Origin of the sequence: Streptomyces sp. CMB-StM0423, assembly GCF_002847285.1 — a bacterium.
Classification (GTDB): Bacteria; Actinomycetota; Actinomycetes; order Streptomycetales; family Streptomycetaceae; genus Streptomyces.
This window is the reverse complement of the sequence record NZ_CP025407.1, coordinates 6,840,778-6,859,990: the sequence shown is the minus strand read 5'-3', so window position 1 is coordinate 6,859,990 and position 19,213 is coordinate 6,840,778. Positions and strand designations below refer to the sequence as shown.

Genomic DNA, 19,213 nt, shown 5'->3' with positions numbered 1-19,213 from the left:
CCGCCGCCGCCTCAGGCGTACAGGCCGCGCATGCGTACCGACAGGCAGGTCACCGAGCCTTCGAGCTTCTCGAACTCGCTGATGTCCACGGGCACCGGCGTGTAGCCCAGTTCCTCGTACAGCGCGGCCGTCTGCGGCGCGCTCGCCGCCATCAGCAGCGCGCCGCCGCCCAGCAGGATGACGTGCGCCCCGGCGGCCTCCGGCACCTCGATGCGGCCCGGGAAGAGCTCCGGGGTGTCGATCAGGCCGGCGTGGGTGGCGAAGGTGCCGTCGGGCAGCGCGGTGATGCCGGACTTCAGGTGCAGCACCTTGGTGACCGGGACGGTGACGACGCGGGCGCCGAGCGGCTCGAAGCAGGCGCGGAGCTGCCGGACGCCGTCGGTGTTGGTGCGCCCGCCGAGGCCCACGTAGATGGTGTCGCCGACCTTGAGCACGTCGCCGCCGTCGAGCGTGCCGGGCGCGTGCACCCGGTTCACGGAGCAGCGCATGAGGCTCACGGCGGCCTCGACGCCGCGGGTCTCCGGCTTGCGGGAGTCGGCGCCGGGACGGGTGACGAGGGCGACGTTCTTGTACATCACCACCGTGTCCTCGACGAAGACCGCGTCCGGGCAGTCGTCCGCGGGCTCGACCTCGGCGGTCTCCCAGCCGTGCAGTTCGAGGGCGGCGACGTAGGACCGCCACTGGGCGAGGGCCCGGTCCGCGTCGACCGGCGTGCGGTCGATGTGCGTGACCAGGCCCTCGGCGAGACGGGGTCCGGGGCGGCGTACGAGAGCTTTCCTGCTGCGCATGCAGCAGGTCTACCACGGCCGTCAGTGGCTGTGACCGCCGCCGTCCGCCTCGTCCTGCCCGCTCTCCGCGCCCTGCTCGCCCGCCCCGGCCGCGCCGCCGCCCGCGGTGACCGTGAAGGCCGCGGTGCGCACCTCGCCGTCGTGCTTGAAGTCGAGGAACAGGCGGTACGAACCGGTGCTGGGCGCGGTCGCGGAGAACGCCACCTCGGGGCCGGGCTCCGTGCTGCCGTCGCCGGGCTCGCCGTTGGGGTGGACGTGCAGGTACGCCAGGTCGCCGGCGCGGAGCGCGACCAGGTGCCCGTACGCGCCGAGGTACGGCTGGAGGTCGGTGACCGGCTTGCCGTCCTTCCCGACGGAGAACTCCACCTCGCGGGCGGAGCCCGGCGTCAGGGCGCCGTCCAGCGTCACCTCGTACCCGTCGACGGTCGCCGTCCGCGCCGGCTCGGCGAGCGCCGCCGGGCGGTAGTCGCCGGCGACGGCGAGGTCACCGCCCAGGGTCAGGCCGTTCTCGGGGCCGCCGGTGGGCACGAAGTCGGCGAAGACGCGGTAGTCACCTGCCCTGGGCAGCTCGACGGGCGTGCTCCAGGTGCCGGCGGCGTCGCGGACGGGGTGGAGGTGGCGGTACGTGCCGAGGTCGCGGGAGGCGACGATCAGGTGCAGCTCCTTGCCGTGCTCCCGCTCGTACGAGGTCACGGGCTCGCCGTCCGCGCCGCGCACCGCGAAGCGCAGCTCGGCGGGGCTGCGGGCGTCGATCCGCCGGGTGTCCAGGTCGAGCGTGTAGCCAGACTCGGAGAGCTGGAGGCCGCCCGCGGCGGGGCCGGCGTCCTCGCCGTGGCCGCCGCCGTGCCCGTCCCCCTTCTTTCCCGCTTCCTTTCCGGCTTCATCCTTTGCGCCCGCGCCCGCGGCGTGGCCGCCGTGGGCCGGGGGGCTGTCCTCGTCGGTGACGGGCCCCACGGCGCTGCCGACCCCGTACGCGCCGGCGAACGCGACGGCCAGCGCACCTGCGAAGAGTCCGGCCCTGGCTGCGGTGTTCATCGCTCGCTCCTCTCGGTCGGCCCGTCGCTGCGACCGGCCTCGATACTGGCGACAATACCCCCTGGGGGTATAAAGTCAAGCGAGGGCGCCGCTTGCAATGGATACGGGTCAGGGGTATACATGATGTCGAAGGATCTAATACCCCCTGGGGGTATAGCCACGAGGAGCAGTGATGACCACCACCACGCCTGGCAGGACGGCCGAGGTCGAACTCGCGATCGGCGGCATGACCTGCGCCTCCTGCGCCGCACGGATCGAGAAGAAGCTCAACCGCATGGAGGGCGTCGAGGCCACCGTCAACTACGCCACCGAGAAGGCCAAGGTCACCTTCGCCGACGACGTGGCGGTCGACGACCTGATCGCCACCGTCGAACGTACCGGTTACAGCGCCGCACCGCCCGCCCCCGCAGGGCCGGCCGCGGGCGACGGTACGGCGGACGGCACCGGCGGGCAGCACCCGCCGGACGAGCTGCGGACGCTGCGGCAGCGGCTCTTCGGCTCCCTGGCACTGTCGGTGCCGGTGATCGCGATGGCGATGGTCCCTGCCCTGCAGTTCGAGTACTGGCAGTGGCTCTCGCTCACGCTGGCCGCGCCGGTGGTGGTCTGGGGCGCCTGGCCGTTCCACAAGGCCGCCTGGACCAACGCGCGGCACGGCGCCGCCACCATGGACACGCTGATCTCGGTCGGTACGACCGCGGCGTTCCTGTGGTCGCTGTGGGCGCTGTTCTTCGGCACCGCGGGCGAGCCCGGCATGACCCACCCCTTCGAGCTGACCATCGCCCGCGGCGACGGCTCCGGCAACATCTACCTCGAAGCCGCGGCCGGCGTGACGACGTTCATCCTCGCCGGACGGTACTTCGAGGCGAAGTCCAAGCGGAAGGCGGGCGCGGCGCTGCGCGCGCTGATGGAGCTGGGCGCCAAGGAGGTCGCGGTGCTGCGGGACGGCCGCGAGGAGCGGGTGCCCGTGGACCGGCTCGCGGTCGGTGACCGCTTCGTGGTCCGGCCCGGCGAGAAGATCGCCACCGACGGCACCGTCGTCGAGGGCGCCTCCGCCGTCGACGCCTCGATGCTCACCGGCGAGTCCGTGCCGGTGGAGGTCACCGTGGGCGACGCCGTCACCGGCGCCACCGTCAACGCCGGCGGCCGGCTGGTCGTGGAGGCCACCCGGGTCGGCTCGGACACCCAACTGGCGCGGATGGCCCGCCTGGTCGAGGACGCCCAGAACGGCAAGGCCGCCGTGCAGCGGCTCGCGGACCGGATCTCCGGCATCTTCGTGCCCGTCGTCATCGCCCTGTCCCTGGGGACGCTCGGCTTCTGGCTCGGTACGGGCGACGGGATCGCCGCCGCGTTCACCGCCGCGGTCGCCGTGCTGATCATCGCCTGCCCCTGCGCCCTCGGCCTGGCCACCCCGACCGCCCTCATGGTCGGCACCGGACGCGGCGCGCAGCTCGGCATCCTGATCAAGGGCCCCGAGGTGCTGGAGTCGACCCGCAAGGTCGACACCGTCGTCCTGGACAAGACCGGCACCGTGACCACCGGCACCATGGCCCTGCACGCCCTGCACACCGCGGGCGGCGAGGACGAGGAGACGGTGCTGCGGCTTGCGGGCGCACTGGAGCACGCCTCCGAGCACCCCATCGCCCGGGCGGTGGCCGCGGCGGCGACCGACCGCCTCGGTACGCTGCCGGTGCCCGAGGACTTCGCCAACGTGCCCGGGCTCGGCGTCCAGGGCATCGTCGAGGGCCACGCGGTCCTCGTCGGGCGGCAGCAGCTCCTCGCGGAGTGGGCGATCACGCTGCCCGCCGAACTCACCGCGGCCAAGGAGCGGTCCGAGCAGGCCGGGCGCACCGCGATCGCGGTCGCCTGGGACGGCGAGGCCCGCGCCCTGCTCGAAGTCGCCGACGCGGTCAAGCCCACCAGCACGCAGGCCATCAAGCGGCTGCGGGACCTCGGGCTGACCCCGATCCTGCTCACCGGCGACAACACGGCCGTCGCGAAGACCGTCGCCGCCGAGGTCGGCATCGAGGAGGTCATCGCGGAAGTCCTCCCCGAGGACAAGGTCGACGCGGTCAAGCGGCTGCAGGCCGAGGGCCGTACGGTCGCGATGGTCGGGGACGGCGTCAACGACGCCGCCGCCCTCGCCCAGGCCGACCTGGGCCTGGCCATCGGCACCGGCACCGACGCCGCGATCGAGGCCGCGGACCTCACCCTGGTCACCGGCGACCTGCGGGCCGCACCGGACGCCATCCGGCTCGCCCGCTCCACCCTGTCCACCATCAAGACCAACCTCGCCTGGGCGTTCGGCTACAACACCGCCGCCCTCCCCCTCGCCGCCGCGGGCCTGCTCAACCCGATGCTCGCGGGCGCGGCGATGGCCTTCTCCTCCGTCTCGGTGGTCGCCAACAGCCTCCGGCTGCGGCGCTTCCGCCCGCTGGGCTGAGGGCTGCCGCAGGGGCACCGGAGACCGGGGACGCCGCGCCGCCCGACGGGCCGATACGGGCCGTACGGGCGGCGCGGCGTTTCCGCATGGCCTGCGGACGGCCGGAGGTGCCGGTCGTCGACGCGCCGTGCATCTCCGCCGGACGCTTCCGTCCCGTCCCTGCTCCGAGCGTTGCCGCCCTCGGAGGGCCCGGAGCCGGTCCCGCCCCGGCAGCTCCGCCACGGCCGCCCCCGCGGCATACGCTCGTACGCAAGGCCGCGGTCGCGGCTACGGGTTACGGTGCCTCCGCGGAGGCGCGGCAGCAGGGTGCGGCGCGGGGCTGAGGGGGAGGAAGGCGTCGTGGGGATGCGGGAGACGGAAGAGTCGCGGGAGTCCGGGGCGGCGCAGGCGGCGGCGTGGGAGCTGTTCCCTGCGCTGCGTGCCGCACCGGAGCGGGTCGCGCTGCGCTTCGGCGGCACCGTCCTGACGTACGGCGAGCTGGCCGCGGCGGCGGACGGCGTCGCCCGGCGGCTGGGAGGCGCCCGGCGGGTGGCGGTCTGGGCGACGCCGGAGCCCGCGACCGCGGTGGCGGTGACGGCGGCGCTGGTGGCGGGCGTGGCGGCGGTGCCGCTCAACCCCCGTACCGGGGTGCGGGAACTGGCGCACATCGTGACCGACAGCGAACCTGAGCTGGTGCTCGCGGCGCCCGGGGCGGAGCTGCCGGAGGCACTGGCGGGGGTGGCGCGGGTGGACGTGGCGGTGGTCCCCGGGACCCCCGGTGCCGGACCCGGGTCCGCGACCTCCCGGCCCACGACCACACCCACGACCGCACCCACGCCGCCCGGCACCGCCTCCCCCGGCCCCGGCACCCCCGGGCTCGTCGTCTACACCTCCGGCACGACCGGGCCGCCCAAGGGTGTCGTCCTGCCGCAGCGGGCGCTGGCCGCGACCCTCGACGACCTCGCGGAGGTCTGGGGCTGGACCGAACGGGACACGGTGGTGCACGCGCTGCCGCTGTTCCACGTGCACGGGCTGGTCCTCGGCGTGCTGGGCCCGCTGCGCCGCGGCGGCGGCGTGCACCACGTGGGGCGGTTCGCGCCCGAGACGGCGGCGGCGGCGCTGGCCGCGGGCGGCACGATGCTGTTCGGGGTGCCGACGATGTACCACCGGCTGGCCGGCGCCCTCGACGCCGAGCAGGCGGCCGCACCCGGGACGCAGTCCGGTACGCCCCTGGCCGCCGCCCTCACCCGCGCCCGGCTGCTGGTCTCCGGCTCCGCCGCGCTGCCGGTGGCCGACCACCGCCGGCTCACCGCCGCGACCGGCCGCCGGGTCGTGGAGCGCTACGGCATGACGGAGACGCTGATGAACACCAGCGTCCGCCCCGGCGACCCGGACGCCACCGGCAGCGTCGGCGTGCCCCTGCCGTCCGTCGCCGCCCGGCTCGTCGACGACGCGGGGGCCGAACTCACCGCGTACGACGGGGAGACGGTCGGCGAGATCGAGGTCCGCGGCCCGAACCTCTTCACCGGCTACCTCAACCGCCCCGAGGCGACGGCGGCCGCCTTCCGCGACGGCTGGTTCCGCACCGGCGACATGGCCGTACGGGACGCGGCCGGCCGCTTCCGCATCGTCGGCCGCCGCGCCACCGATCTCATCAAGTCCGGCGGCTACAAGATCGGCGCCGGGGAGATCGAGAACGCGCTGCTGGAGCACCCGGCCGTCGCCGAGGCGGCGGTCACCGCCGAGCCGGACCCGGACCTGGGCGAGCGCATCGTCGCCTGGGTGGTCCCGGACGGTGCGGCCCCGCCCGCCGCGGAGCTGTCGTCGTACGTGGCCGACCACCTGGCCCCGCACAAGCGCCCCCGCAAGATCCACTTCCTCGACGCCCTCCCCCGCAACGACATGGGCAAGGTCCTCAAGCGCGCCCTGGGCGACTGACCGCGCCCGCCCGTCACCTGCCCCGCGCCCGCTCCTCCCACCCCGCCGCGGGCGGCTCCGCCGCCGCCAGGGTGGCCGGCCTGACGGCCTCGGGGCCGAAGCGCCGGCGGGCCCGGTCCGCGGCGGCCTCGGCGCGGCGGGCGCGGACGTCGCCGGGGCCCAGCGAGAGCTGGCGGTACGCGCCGGCCGCCGGCAGCAGGTGGTCGGCGCGGAGCGCGTACGCCCGTACCCGGGCCCGCTGCAGCCCGAAGGCGGCCAGCAGGCCGAGGGCGGTGGCGGCGACTGCGGGTGAATGATCAGTGGGTTCGGCGATGGCCCGGGTCCGCGTGGTGGAGCTGCGGTCGGCATACCTCACCACGAGGGTGACGCGGCCCGCGACCTGCCCCTCCCCGCGCAGCCGCTGGCCGATCCGCTCGGCGAGCCCCAGGACGGCTCTGTGGTGCCGTACGGGATCGAGGCAGTCGGCGTCCAGCACCAGCTCCGCCGCCAGGGAGGCCGCCGGTTCCGCGGGGGTGACCGGGCGCGGGTCGTAGCCGCGGGCGCGGTCGCCGAGCAGGCGGGCCTGGCTGACGCCGAGGAGCCGCTGCAGGGTCACCGCGGGCAGGTCCGTGATCTGCCCGACGGTGTGCAGGCCGTACCGGGCGAGCTTCTCCGCGGTCGCGCGGCCGACCCCGGGCAGGGCGGCGACCGGGCGCGGGTACAGCCACTCCGCCGCCCGCCCCGTGGGCACGCTGGTGGTGTCCCCGGGCGCGGACGCGTCGGCCGCCATGGCCGCGAGCATGCGGTTGCCCGCGAGTCCTGCGCTGCTGTCGATGCCGTAGAGGGCCTTCAGCCTCATCTTCACGAGCTGGACCGCGTCGTAGGCCGACAGGTCGAAGTACCGGAGCGCGGACGTCAGATCGAGCTGGACGGCGTCCGGCGGCATCTCCTGGACGTGGGGCGTGACGCCGCCCATCAGCTCGACGATGTCCGCGTACTGCTCCTCGCCCAGCGAGGCGTGCAGATGGAGGTGCGCGATGTGCCGTCGGCGGGCGGTCATCCCGCGCTCCCCGGGCTGCGGTGGCCGAACTTCTTCAGGTCGGCCGACCGGCTGCCGGCGGGCTGCAGGTCGGCGTACGGGTGCAGGCGGGCGCCGGCGGTGCCGTCGGTCAGGGTGCGGCCGGGCTGGGCCGGCGTCGGGTGCGGCCGGTCCTCGCCCAGGAGGGCGAGCGCGGCCTCGGGGCCGTCGTCGCGGCGGGCGGCGGCGATCCGGTCCAGGTCCCAGGCCATGGTGCCGACGACGGTGCGGCGGGTGCCGCGCACCTGGACCGTGCCGCGCACCAGCAGCAGGCCGCTGTGGAAGACGGTGTGTGCGCAGGCCGGGTGGGAGTCCTCGAAGAACGCCAGGTCGACCAGGCCGGAGCCGTCCTCCAGCGTGACGAAGATGACGCGCTTGCCGCTGGCGATCGGCGGGGTCTGGGTGGAGGCCCGCACGCCGGCGACGAGCACCTGCTGCCCGGGGCGCAGGCCGGCGAGGTGGGCCGCGTCGGTCGCGCCGATCTCGCGCAGCAGCCGGTGGTGGTGTTCCATCAGGTGCCTGGAGACGTCGATGCCGAGGGTGTCGAGTTCGGCGCCCAGGGTCTCGCGGCCGGTCATCTCCGGCAGCCCGCTCGGCTCCGTACCGCCGACCGCGTCCGCGCCGAGGGGCAGTTGGCCGTCGGCCGCGAAGCGGGCCCGGGACTGCCGGTGCAGCTCGTCGATCTGGAGGAGGAGGTCGCGGCGGGTGGAGCGGCCGTCGCCGGGACCGCCGAGGCCGTCGAGGGCACCGATCCGGGCCAGGCGCTCGGCGACCGGCCTGCTGGGCCGGGCCCGCTGCCAGAAATCCGACAGCGACGCGTAGGGCTGCCCCTCCTCGATCCGTACGCCCTCGTCCTCGCTGATGCCGTGCACCGCGGCCAGCGCGAGCCGCACCCCCCACCGGTCCGTGTCGCTCTTCTCCACGGTGTGCTCCACCTTGGAGTGATTGACGTCGACGGGCAGGAGGGGGACGCCGCGCCGGCGGGCGTCGGCGACGAGGACGCGCTTGGGCCACATGCCGGGGTCGTGTTCGAGGAGGCCGGCCAGCAGGAACGCCGGGTAGTGCGCCTTGAGCCAGGCGCTCTGCAGCGCGGGGACGGCGAAGGCGACCGCGTGGGCCCGGCAGAAGCCGTAGGCGCCGAAGGCCGCGACGGTCTTCCAGACCTCGTCCCGTACGGCCGTGGTGTAGCCGCGCGCCCGCGCCCGCCGGTGGAACCAGTCCCTGATCCCGGGCAGCCGCTTCTCGTCCCCGAGCGCGCGCCGGGCGATCTCCCCCAGGGCCCGGTCGCATCCGGTCATCACCCGGAAGGTCTCGATGATCTGCTCGTGCCAGATGGTCACGCCGTACGTGTCGGAGAGCACCGGTTCGAGGTCCGGATGGGCGTACTCGGGTGTGCCGCCGTGGCGGGCGGCGACGTAGCGCTCGGGCATGCCGCCGGCGACAGGGCCCGGGCGGAAGAGGCTGATGTCCGCGATGACGTCCTGCGGGTCGCGGGGCTTGAGCCGGGAGAGCAGGTCCTGCTGGCCGGGGGACTCCAGTTGGAACAGGCCCAGGGTCTCGCTGTCCTGGATGAGCTTGAACGCGAAGACGTCGTCGAGCGGCACCTGTTCGGGGTCGTCCAGGTCGATGCGGTTGCCCGTGGCCTGCTCGATCTCGGCGACGGCGTGGGCCATCGCGGACTGCATGCGTACGCCCAGGACGTCGAGTTTGATGTTGCCGAGGTCCTCGATCTCCTCCTTCGCGGCCATCGCCATGGGGTAGTCGCCCTGCGGGGTGGGCTGCACCGGCAGCCGGTCCAGGAGGGTGGCGTCGCTGATGACCACGCCGCAGGGGTGCATGGCCATGCCGTGGACGAGGGCGTCGAGACCTTCCGCGAGCTCCCACAGCGGGCCGTACCGGTGTGCCTCGGCGGCCAGTTGCCGCAGTTCCGGCAGTTCGGCGAGGGCGCCGGTGATGTCGGCGGCCCGCAGGTGCGGGAAGCTCTTGGCGATCCGGTCGACGTCGGCGGGCGCGATGCCGAGGGCGAGACCGGCGTCCCGCAGCGCCCTGCGGGCCCGGTAGGTCTCGGGCATCGCGGTGACCGCCACCCGTTCCTTGCCGAACCGGTCGAAGATCACGTCGTAGCACTCCAGCCGGCGGGCCGACTCCACGTCGATGTCGATGTCGGGCAGCGACTTGCGCCGTACGCTCAGGAAGCGCTCGAACAGCAGCCGGTGGTCGAGGGGGTTGGCCGTGGCGATGTCCAGGACGTGGCAGACCAGCGAGCCGGCGCCGGAGCCGCGGGCGGCGACCCGGATGCCCTTGGCCCGGATGTCGGCCACGACCTGGCCGACGGCGAGGAAGTACGAGTCGTAGCGGAGTGTGGAGATCGCTTCCAGCTCCTCGTCCAGTCGGATACGGGCCTCGGGGTCGCGGTCGAGGCCGCGCCGGGCCATGCCTGCCTCGCACTGCCGGCGCAGCAGCCGCGCGGCGCCGTCCGCCCCGGGCCCGGCGCCGAAGAGCGCCGGCTCCGGGAAGTGCGGCCGGCCCAGCCCGAGGTCCGCCGCGGGGTCGATCGTGCACGCGGCGGCCGTCGCGGCGGTGTCCGCCATCAGGCGGCGCGCGCGCCGTACGCCCGCTCCGGCGCACTCGGCGACCAGCCGCGCGACCGCCGCCATCGCCCGCTCGCCCTTGAGCCAGCGCTGCCCGCTGTCCAGCCGGCGCCAGTCGATCGGCCGCAGCAGCCGCGCGGCGTCCAGGACGTCCGCGAGCCGGTGCTGGCCGGGGTCGGCGTAGCGGACGGCGTTGGAGAGCACGACGGTCGTGCCTGTGCGGTCGCCCAGCGCCAGGGTGCGGGCGGCGAGGCGCAGCGACCCGGGTCCGAGACCCGCGCGCTTGTGGGCGACGGCCTCCAGCCGGAGCCCGGCCCCGAAGACCTCCCGCCAGGGCGCGAGCAGCCTCGCCGCGACGTCCTCCCGCCCCACCGCCAGCGCCCGCGCCGGCTCGGAGAGCGGCCCGAGCAGGGCCACCAGACCGGGGCCGCCGTGCTCGCGCAGCGCCTCCCACGGCACCACCGGCGGGCTGCCGCCGGTCGCACCCGCATGGGCGGCGGACACGATGCGGCACAGCCGCGCCCACCCGGCCCTGCCCCGCGCGAGCAGCACGAACCGCAGCGGCGGCTCGGCCACGTGGCCACCGCCCCGCGCCGGGGTGCGCCGCCGCAGCGCGGGCGGCGGCGGTGCCGCGCCCGCCACCGCCAGATCGACGCCCAGCACCGGCCTGACCCCGGCCTCGGCGCAGGCCCGTACGAACCGGACGGCACCGGTGACGGTGTCCCGGTCGGTCAGCGCGAGGGCTCCCATGCCGCGCTCGGCGGCGCGCCTGACGAGGTGTTCGGGGTGGGCGGCGCCGTAGCGGACGGAGTAACCGGACGCGACGTGCACGTGGGCGAAGCCCACCATGCCGCACCTCCATCACTCCACCCCATTTCGGCCTTTTATCCCGACCGGTCCTCTCGTACGTTCGTTCGAATACCCTAGCTCCCGCAAGCCCGGCAGGCGAACGCCCCGGATCGCGCAATCCCCCAGCTCGGAGGCGTCGCGAAGGCCGCCGGTGCCGCGCTTTCCGCCATCTCCGCGGCCGGGCAGGCGAGTTGGAGGCGCGGGCGCCCGCGCATGAGATTCGTCACTCGCCCGGCGCGGGGTGAGCCGAGCGGCGGACGCCGGTGCGCGACCGCCGGCGCCGGCCGCCACCCTCCGCCCGTACCGCACTCCTCCCGATTGGCCTAGACCAATAAGAACGTTTCAAGCTTCTCTGCACCGCTCTCACCAGGAATTTTAAATTCAAGTGGTGTAGACCTCTTGACCCTTGAGTGCGCGCACATCTACGTTCCCGTCAATCCCACCCCCCGCTCCCGGACGGCCGTTCGGACCCCACAGCCGGCCGCCCGTGCACCGCCGTGCCAAGGACCCACCGCTGCCCACACACCCCCATCTCCGGGAGTAGACGATGTCCAAACCGTCCGAAGAGCAGACCGTCCGCCGCAGAACCGTCCTCGCCGCCGCCGGGTCCGCCGCCCTCGTCGCGGCCTCCGCCACGTCGGCGCTGTCCGCACCGGCATCCGCGGCGGCCCCGGCCGCCGCCGACGCCTCCTGGCCCGACCCCGCGCGCGACGTCGCCAGGGACGGCACCGCGACCGCGTCCAGCGTCTACGACCGCGACCCGGAGAGGTTCGCCGCCGCGCACGTCAACGACGGCGACCTGAGCACCCGGTGGGGTTCCAACTCGCCCGAGAACGGCTACCCCGACCCCAGCCGCGAATGGGTGCAGATCGAACTCGCCGAGCCCAGCCCGGTGCACCACGTGGTGATCCACTGGGAGACCGCGCGCGCCGCGCACTACCAGATCCACGTCTCCGACGACGGCCAGACCTGGCGTACCGCCCGCGACGTCCCCGACGCTCCGGGCGGCCGGGAAGTCCTCGAACTCGGCCTCACCGCCCCCGTCCGCTACGTGCGGGTGCAGGGCGTCGCCGTGGCCACCGGCTGGGGCTACTCGATCTTCGCCATGGAGGTCTGGAACGGCCCCCGCCCCGGCGTCGGCCTCCCCGCGGGCCGGGTGATCCCGGTCCCGGTCGCGCAGACCTCGCGGCCGGACGCCCGCCCCTTCGTGCTGGAGCGCCGCAGCCGGATCGTCGCCACCGACCGGAAGGCCCAGGCCGTGGCCGGGCTCCTCGCCGGGTATCTGCGCCCGGCGACCGGCTACCCGCTGCCCGTCGTCGACGGCCCGGGCCGGGACGGCGACATCACGCTGCTGCTCGGCCGCTCCCACGCCCCGTCCCGGGCCCGGCTGGCCGTCGCCGAGGGCTACACCCTGGCCGCCGGCGAGCGCGGGGTACAGATCGCGGCGGCGAACCCGCACGGCCTGCTCAACGGCGTGCAGACGCTCAGGCAACTGCTGCCCCCGTGGATCGAGAGCGACACGGCGGGGCCCGGCCCGTGGACCGTCGAGGCGACCGAGATCCGCGACCACCCCAGGTTCGGGCACCGCGGCCTGATGATCGACCCGGCCCGCAACTTCCTGGAGGTCCGCGAGGTCAAGGAACTCATCGACGGGCTCGTCCAGTCCAAGGGGAACGTGCTGCACTGGCACCTGACCGACGACCAGGGCTGGCGGGTCCGGATCGACTCCTGGCCCCGGCTCACCGAGATCGGCGGCGGGATGTCCATGCCCGGCGGGCGGACCGGTTTCTACACCAAGGACCAGATCCGGGACGTCGTACGGTACGCCGCGGACCGGCACGTGCAGATCATCCCCGAGATCGAGATGCCCTCGCACACGACGGCGGCCAGGACCGCGTACCCGCAACTGAGCGGCGCCGGCGGCTATCTGGCGGATCTGGAGACCACCTACGCGTTCGTCGACGACGTCCTCCGCGAGGTCGCCGCGCTCTTCCCCTCCCCGTACGTCCACCTGGGCGCCGACGAGTCGGACATGCCGCACGACCAGTACGTACGGTTCCTGCGCCGGGTCGAGGGCATCGCCCGCGGCCACGGGAAGACCATGATCGGCTGGTCGCCGAGCTGCGGGGTCGGGCTGGACACCGAGACGGTCCACCACTACTGGCAGGACCAGAGCCGGGAGATGTCACGGGAGTGGTTCGACCCGCGCCGCCCGGTGCTGCTCTCCCCGACCCAGCAGACGTACCTGGACTACCCCTACCCGACGTACGACACCCGGCGCGCGTACTCCTGGAACCCGTCCGACCTCACCGACGGCTGGACGGGCGCCAAGGTGCAGCGCGACTACGGGCTCAACAACGAGGACATCATCGGCATCGAGGCGCCGATCTGGGGCGAGCGGATGCTGCGCGGCCTGCCCGACGTGCAGTACCAGGTGTTCCCCAGGCTTCCGGCGATCCTGGAGAAGGCGTGGTCCCCCGCCGAGGCCACCGAGGACGCCGAGGGCGTGGTGGCCAGGACCGGAGTGCAGGGCGCGCGCTGGCAGTTCGCCGGCCGGAACTTCTGGGCGGACCCGGGGGTGCGCTGGGAGCCCGCGGCGGTCGGCGCCGACCTGCGCACCGACCGGGACGGCACCGTGAGCGGCGCGGTGGCGCGGCTGGCGCTGCCGGGAGTGGCGCCTGCAGGGGTCACCGCGACGGTCGAGTGGGGTGACGGCACCACGGGCCCGGCGACGGTCACGGGCGACGCCCCGGGGGACCGCCGGATCAACGGCGTCTACCGCATCGACGCGGACCACCGCTACGCCCGCCGCGGCACCTACCGGGGCACCGTCCACCTCACCACCCCGACCGCCAGGACAACCGCCCACTTCACCGTCACCCACGGCTGACACCCACGGCCTGCCGGCGCCCGGCGGGGGCGCCGGCGGGCCCCGTATCCAGTGCTACTCCGGCACGACCGGGGGCAGCGGTTCGCGGGCCGCGTGCCAGGCGGAGGGGAGGGCGGCGACGCCCGTACGGGCGGCGATCACCCCGCCCGCCATGGCGCAGGTGGTGTCGATGTCGCCGCGCCCCTCGACCGTGAACCACAGTCCCTCGTGCAGGTCGTCGAGGTGCCCCGCCGCGCACCACAGGGCGTAGGGCACGGTGTCGGGCCCGGACATCCGGTAGCCGGAGCCCAGGTTTTCCGCGGCCTGCCGGACCGAGGTGCTCTCCGGCATCCGGGCCGCGATCCGCACTCCCGATCGCACGTCGCCGTCCGGAAGTCGTTCCGCGACCGCCCGGAGGAAGTCCGGCCGGGCCGGGGCGGGCCCGCCCCGGCTGCGGGTCGCGAGCGCCGCCGCGAGGGCGACCGCCACCGCCCCCGCGACCGCCTCCGGGTGATGGTGCGAGACCGCGCCCTGGCGGGCGGCCTGCTCGCCGACCGCGTCGAGGTCGGCGGCGTGCCAGGCGCCGAGCGGGGCGGCGCGCATGGCCGCGCCGTTGCCCCAGGAACCCAGGCCCCCGAACTGCCCGGCGACCACCTCCCGCCAGGGCTCGCCCGCGCCGATCCGGCGGAGCACGTCGTGCATCGAGGCACCGTAGCCGCGGTGCGTGTCGCCGGCGTACGCGGCCGCCAGGCGCAGCGCGAGGCGGTCCTGGTCGACGGTGCCGCCGCCCTCGGCGAGTTCCCGTACGAGAACGAGCGCCTGGGCGGTGTCGTCGCTCCACCGCCACACCGCCTCCGGGGGCGGCGTCCGCGCCTCCAGGGCCGCCGGGCCTTCCCGGCGCAGGATGCCGAACCAGCGGTCGCCGAAGGCGTCACCGAAGGCGAGCCCGTGCAGCGAATCCAGCACGGCGGCAGGCAGGTTGACCACCGGGGCAGTATCGCAGCGCGACGGCGCCCTTCCACTCGGATTTTCGGGGGCTAGTGGCCCGTGGGGCGGATGAGGCCCGTTTCGTAGGCGAAGACCGCCGCCTGGGTGCGGTCGCGCAGGGACAGTTTGGTCAGGATGCGGCCCACGTGGGTCTTCACCGTCTGCTCCGCCACCACCAGCCGCTCGGCGATCTCCGCGTTCGACAGCCCCTGCGCGATCAGGCTCAGGACCTCCGTCTCGCGTTCCGTCAGGCCGCCGACGCGGTCCTTGAGCGGGGTGCGCGGGGTGCGGGTCAGGCGGGCGAACTCGGTGATGAGGCGGCGGGTCACCGCGGGGGCGAGCAGGGCGTCGCCGGTGGCGACGACCCGTACGGCGTGGGCCAGTTCGGCGGCCGAGGCGTCCTTCAGGAGGAAGCCGGACGCGCCCGCGCGCAGCGCTTCGTACACGTACTCGTCGAGGTCGAAGGTCGTCAGGATCAGCACCCGGACGGCCGCGGACGGCGGCTCGGTGAGGCGGCGGGTGGCCTCGATGCCGCCGAGGCCGGGCATCCGGATGTCCATCAGCACGACGTCCGGGCGCAGTTCCGCGGTCTTCGCGACGGCGTCGGCGCCGTCCACCGCCTGGCCGACGACCTCGATGCCGGGCTCGGCATCGAGCAGCACGGTGAAGCCCTGGCGCACCATGACCTGGTCGTCGGCGATCAGCACGCGGATGTTCGTCACGGGGTGTCCTCGGGTGTGGCGGGTACGGCAGGGGCGGCGGGCGCGGCACGGGCCACCGGCAGTATCGCGGTGACCTCGTAGCCGCCGTCGGGGGTGGTGCCGGTGGCCAGTTCGCCGCCCAGCATCGCGGCGCGCTCCCGCATCCCGAGCAGCCCGTGCCCCGCCCCGGCCCAGGGCGGCGCGGCGCGTTCGGGCGCGGTGTTGGTGACGCGGACCGTGAGCCCCGCCGGGTGGTAGCCGATCTCGGCCAGGGCGCGGGCCCCGGGCGCGTGCCGGGCCACGTTGCTGAGCGCTTCCTGCACGATGCGGTACGCGGACAGCTCGACGCCCGGCGGCAGGGCGTACGGCTCGCCGGTGGTCCGGGTCTCGGTGTCGACCCCCGCGCGGCGTACGGCGGCGGCGAGTTCGCCGAGGCGGTCGAGGGTGGGCTGCGGGGCGTGGCGTACGTCGTGGGGGTGCGGGGCGGCCGCCTCCGGCGACGGGTCGTCGGCGCGGAGCACGCCCAGCACCCGGCGCAGCTCGGTCAGCGCCTCGACGGCGCTCGCGCGGATCCCCGCCAGGTTCTCCTTCAGCTCCGCCGGCGGGTCCCGCACCAGGTGCGGCGCGACCTGCGCCTGGATGGAGATCACCGACATGTGGTGCGCGACCACGTCGTGCAGCTCGCGCGCGATCCTGGTGCGCTCCTGGAGCAGCACGCGCCGGGCCCGCTCCTCCGCGGTCAGTTCCTCCTGCGCCGCCAGTTCGGTACGGGCCACCCGCCGCCCGCGCAGCGCGACGCCGACTCCGACGGGGAGCGTGAGGACCAGGACGGCGAACGGCACGCCCTCCGTGTCGCCGAGGAAGCCGTAGCCGAGGCCCACCAGCACGCTGACCACCAGTGTCTCCACCGCGACCCGCGGCCGGCACCGCAGCGCCACCGCGAACAGCACCGTGGCCTGGAGCACGAGCCCGGTGCCGGTCCACGGGAACATCACGCCCGACTCCGAGCCGGAGGAGGCGAGCGCGTACCGCGCGACCGCCACCATGGCCGCCGTCATGATCCACCACGCCAGCACCGGCCGGACCAGCGCGATCAGGAACGCCGCGGTCTGCAGCGCGGTGAGCAGGGCGGAGACCCGCATGCCCATGCCGTAGCCGAAGGCGTACTGGTTGGTGGCGGCGATCTGCAGCGCCACCAGCCCCAGCACGACCGGCACGAACAGCGCCGGCAGCCACTCGCGCAGCCGTGAGCGCTCGGCGGCGACAGCCGGTGCCGTACTCGGCGGCGGGCTGACGGCCGTCGTCCACAGGTCCGCGCGCAGCACCCGCAGGGCCGTACCCGGCCATGCGGCCACTCGCTTTGCCATCGTCCCCTCCTTCACTTACCCCACCCTAGGTACCTCGCCTGGCGGGTCCGGCCCCTCTCGTACGGATGGAAAGCGGCCCGGCACACCAGCAGCACCGCCGCGAACAGCGGCAGCCACAGCAGCCGGGCCGCCACCCAGCCGCCCCCGTCCGGCAGCGTGTGCAGCCCCGGCAGCGCCCCGCCCGCGAGCAGGCCGAGAGCCGAGACCGCCATCATCGCCGTCTGGTGCCAGAGGAAGACCGTCATCGCCGACAGATTGAGCAGCGCCACCGCCGCCCACGCGGCCGGCCGCCGCAGCGCCCGGCGCAGCGGCCCGAGCAGCAGCAGCGCGGCGCCGCACTGGGCGAGGCCGAAGGTCACGGCGGCGAGGGTCGGCGGATCCAGGTTGGAGACCGCGGCCCCGGGCACGCCGACCATGGCGGCGGGATAGCCGGCGGCCAGCACCAGCCCCGCCGTCGCCGCGGCGCCGCCGCCGAGGAGGACGTACGCCGTCCGCCGCCCCGGCAGCCCGCGGCGGGCGCCGCGCGCGCCCAGGGCGTACGGGACGAGCCACCCCACGGCGACGTTCACCCACCCCAGCGCGGCGGGCCCGTCGAAGCGCAGCCGCCACAGGTCCACGCAGCCGGCCACGGCCAGCGGCCACAGCGGGTGCAGCCGGGCGGCCAGCGGGGTCGCGGCGGTCAGCACGGCGAACACCAGCAGGAACCACAGCGGCGACAGCGCCAGCTTGCCGAGGGCCCGTACGGTCACGTACCCGGCACCCGACGCCAGCAGCACGCCGAGGACCACAGCCCACACCGCGAGCACGGCGGTGACGGGCCGGAAGAGCCGGTCGAGCCGGGCGCGGAGCCAGCGGGCGTAGGGGATGCGGGCGGCGCGGGCGGAGGCGTGGCCGCGGGCGGCGACGTAACCGCCGACGAAGAAGAAGACGGCCAGGGTCTGCAGGGCCCAGGAGACGGGTGCCAGTGCGGGCATGAAGTGCAGCGGGCTGGCGGCGCGCACGGTGCCGCTGTCGACGACGAGGGCGGTGACCAGCCAGTGCCCTAGCACGACGCCGGAGATGGCGAGGGCGCGGAGGGCGTCGATCCCGCGGTCCCGGGTGGCGGGGGTGGCGGCGTCGATACGGAGGAGGACGTCACGCATGGGCGCGGCCGTGGGACCGGAGGTGCGGGAGAGCGGGGCCCTGGGCGTACGGGAAGGGCGAGCGCGGCGTCTGCGGGAGCGCGGTCGCGGGCAGGGGCCGGGCGGCCGGGCCGGGGCATTGGAGGTACGGGCACGGGAGATCCGCGGTCACCGCCGCGCCCGGCCCGGCGGCCTCTCCCTTCAAGGGCGGGCGCGCCGCGCCCGGACGCGCGCAGGCTGCCTCCCCCTTCACGATCCCGGCCATGCTCCGCAGCGGTACGGAGCCCGGGGTCAGGTAGTCGCTGTGGCCGCCGGTGCCCGCGGGGAAGGGGCAGGCGCCGAAGGCGGGAGAGACCGGGTCCCGGCCGAAGCCGAGGGTCGTGACGAGCAGCGGGATCCGTACGTGCGGCACCTCGCCCACCCAGTCGTCCGCGCCCCGGCCCGCCCACACCGTGGCGGGCGTGCGCAGGTCGGCGGCGGTGTCCGCGCCGACCCCCGGGCTGGCGTACAGCACGATGTCCGCGACCCGCAGCCCCGCCGCGGCGCGGCCGCAGACCACCGAGCCGTACGAGTGGCAGAGCAGCGAGACCCGGGCGCCCGGGCGGGCGGCGGTCAGCGAGCGGACGAACTCGCGCAGCCGTGGTGCGGCGGCCTCGGCGCGGTCGGCGGTCAGCGACTCGGGGCTGACCGTGCTCGGCGTCGCGTAGCCGAGCCAGGCGACGACGGCGCCCGGCCCGTCGTCCGCCGGATCCGCGTGCAGTTCGCCGCGCAGCGCCTCGGCGCCGGCGCGGAAGCGCCCGTACGCGTCGAGGCCGGTGTCGGAACCCGGTACGAGGACGGCGATCCGCCCGGCGTGCGCCAGGTCGCCGAACACCTCGGCGCTGCGCCCGCCGTCGCGGCCGTCGAACGAGACGAACCGCCGCCCGGGCGCGGCCATGGCGCGCAGCGAGTCGGCGCGCCGCCGGTCGCCGTGGGCGGCGGCCGTGTGCGCGGCGGCGCGGATGCCGTCGCGGTTGGCGGCGTACCGCTGCGCGAGGGCGGCGGGCGTGCCGGCGCCCACGTCGAACGGCACGTCAGGCACCGGCGCCGGCACCGCGGCGGGCCGCGCCGCGGCGGCCACCGGCAACGCCACGGAGGCCGCGACCACCGCGGCCAGCAACCCCCGCCGCAACCGCGCGCCGCGGGTGCGATCCGCGGTGCGGAGGGACCCGGCGCCGGAAGCACCGCCTCCGCAAGACCGGGAGCCGAAGAGCCGCGCACCGGGACGGTCCGTACCGCGCGGCCAGGCGCCCGCCGGACGGGCACCGCGGAACCACGCGCCCACGCGGCCGCCGGCCAGCGGCCGGACCTCCGGCCGCCCCGCGCCGCGGTCCCCCGCGCCCCGCGGCCGACCGCCGCGGCCCACCGCCCGCCGCCTCAACCCCTCACCGCGCACGTGCGGTTCGGACGGTCGGGGGCGTGCCATAGCGGGTCCTCTCACCGGGGTGTGAT

11 protein-coding genes and 1 pseudogene are annotated in these 19,213 nt (G+C 75.5%); 3 read left to right on the top strand and 9 right to left on the bottom strand.

Annotated elements, in window-relative coordinates; translation table 11 throughout:
* Positions 1–11: 11 nt before the first annotated feature.
* The gene (gene ddaH, locus CXR04_RS29825; protein WP_101425319.1) at positions 12–788 is read right to left on the bottom strand and encodes a dimethylargininase; all 777 of its coding nucleotides are present in this window, start codon (positions 786–788) and stop codon (positions 12–14) included.
* Positions 789–809: 21 nt separating this feature from the next.
* Positions 810–1,823 (bottom strand): hypothetical protein, encoded by a 1,014-nt coding sequence (locus tag CXR04_RS29820; RefSeq protein WP_101425318.1) that lies wholly within the window; start codon positions 1,821–1,823, stop codon positions 810–812.
* A 172-nt stretch (positions 1,824–1,995) separates the two neighbouring features.
* On the opposite strand from CXR04_RS29820, the gene CXR04_RS29815 reads away from it, so the two are divergent.
* Both CXR04_RS29815 and CXR04_RS29810 read left to right on the top strand, forming a co-directional pair.
* The gene (locus CXR04_RS29815; RefSeq protein ID WP_101425317.1) at positions 1,996–4,263 is read left to right on the top strand and encodes a heavy metal translocating P-type ATPase; all 2,268 of its coding nucleotides are present in this window, start codon (positions 1,996–1,998) and stop codon (positions 4,261–4,263) included.
* 345 nt (positions 4,264–4,608) lie between these two features.
* The gene (locus CXR04_RS29810; RefSeq protein WP_199850556.1) at positions 4,609–6,180 is read left to right on the top strand and encodes an AMP-binding protein; all 1,572 of its coding nucleotides are present in this window, start codon (positions 4,609–4,611) and stop codon (positions 6,178–6,180) included.
* Between the two features lie 13 nt (positions 6,181–6,193).
* Here the strand turns inward: CXR04_RS29810 and CXR04_RS29805 are convergent, their stop codons facing one another.
* Both CXR04_RS29805 and CXR04_RS29800 read right to left on the bottom strand, forming a co-directional pair.
* Positions 6,194–7,219 carry a DNA polymerase Y family protein gene (locus tag CXR04_RS29805; RefSeq protein ID WP_101425315.1) on the bottom strand — a complete coding sequence of 342 codons (1,026 nt, stop codon included), beginning with the start codon at positions 7,217–7,219 and terminating at the stop codon, positions 6,194–6,196.
* On the bottom strand, positions 7,216–10,677 hold the full coding sequence (locus tag CXR04_RS29800; RefSeq protein WP_101425314.1) for a DNA polymerase III subunit alpha: 3,462 nt from the start codon (positions 10,675–10,677) through the stop codon (positions 7,216–7,218). The genes CXR04_RS29805 and CXR04_RS29800 overlap by 4 nt, the downstream gene beginning before the upstream one ends.
* Before the next feature lie 547 nt (positions 10,678–11,224).
* On the opposite strand from CXR04_RS29800, the gene CXR04_RS29795 reads away from it, so the two are divergent.
* Positions 11,225–13,567, top strand: coding sequence for a family 20 glycosylhydrolase (locus CXR04_RS29795; protein ID WP_101425313.1), 2,343 nt, complete (start codon positions 11,225–11,227; stop codon positions 13,565–13,567).
* A gap of 54 nt (positions 13,568–13,621) precedes the next feature.
* On the opposite strand, the gene CXR04_RS29790 is transcribed toward CXR04_RS29795, so the two are convergent.
* The 5 genes and pseudogenes from CXR04_RS29790 to CXR04_RS29770 form a co-directional block, all read right to left on the bottom strand.
* Entirely contained in the window at positions 13,622–14,533 is a 912-nt protein-coding gene (locus tag CXR04_RS29790; protein ID WP_101425312.1) for an ADP-ribosylglycohydrolase family protein, read from the bottom strand.
* A 50-nt stretch (positions 14,534–14,583) separates the two neighbouring features.
* Complete coding sequence (locus tag CXR04_RS29785; RefSeq protein ID WP_047014971.1) at positions 14,584–15,255, bottom strand: response regulator; 672 nt, start codon at positions 15,253–15,255, stop codon at positions 14,584–14,586.
* Positions 15,252–16,601 (bottom strand): sensor histidine kinase, encoded by a 1,350-nt coding sequence (locus tag CXR04_RS29780; protein ID WP_101425311.1) that lies wholly within the window; start codon positions 16,599–16,601, stop codon positions 15,252–15,254. The genes CXR04_RS29785 and CXR04_RS29780 overlap by 4 nt, the downstream gene beginning before the upstream one ends.
* Positions 16,602–16,612: 11 nt before the next feature.
* Entirely contained in the window at positions 16,613–17,743 is a 1,131-nt protein-coding gene (locus CXR04_RS29775) for an acyltransferase family protein (RefSeq protein ID WP_101425310.1), read from the bottom strand.
* Between the two features lie 217 nt (positions 17,744–17,960).
* A pseudogene (locus tag CXR04_RS29770) lies at positions 17,961–18,881 on the bottom strand (alpha/beta hydrolase); the annotation flags it as partial.
* Between the last annotated feature and the right edge of the window lie 332 nt (positions 18,882–19,213).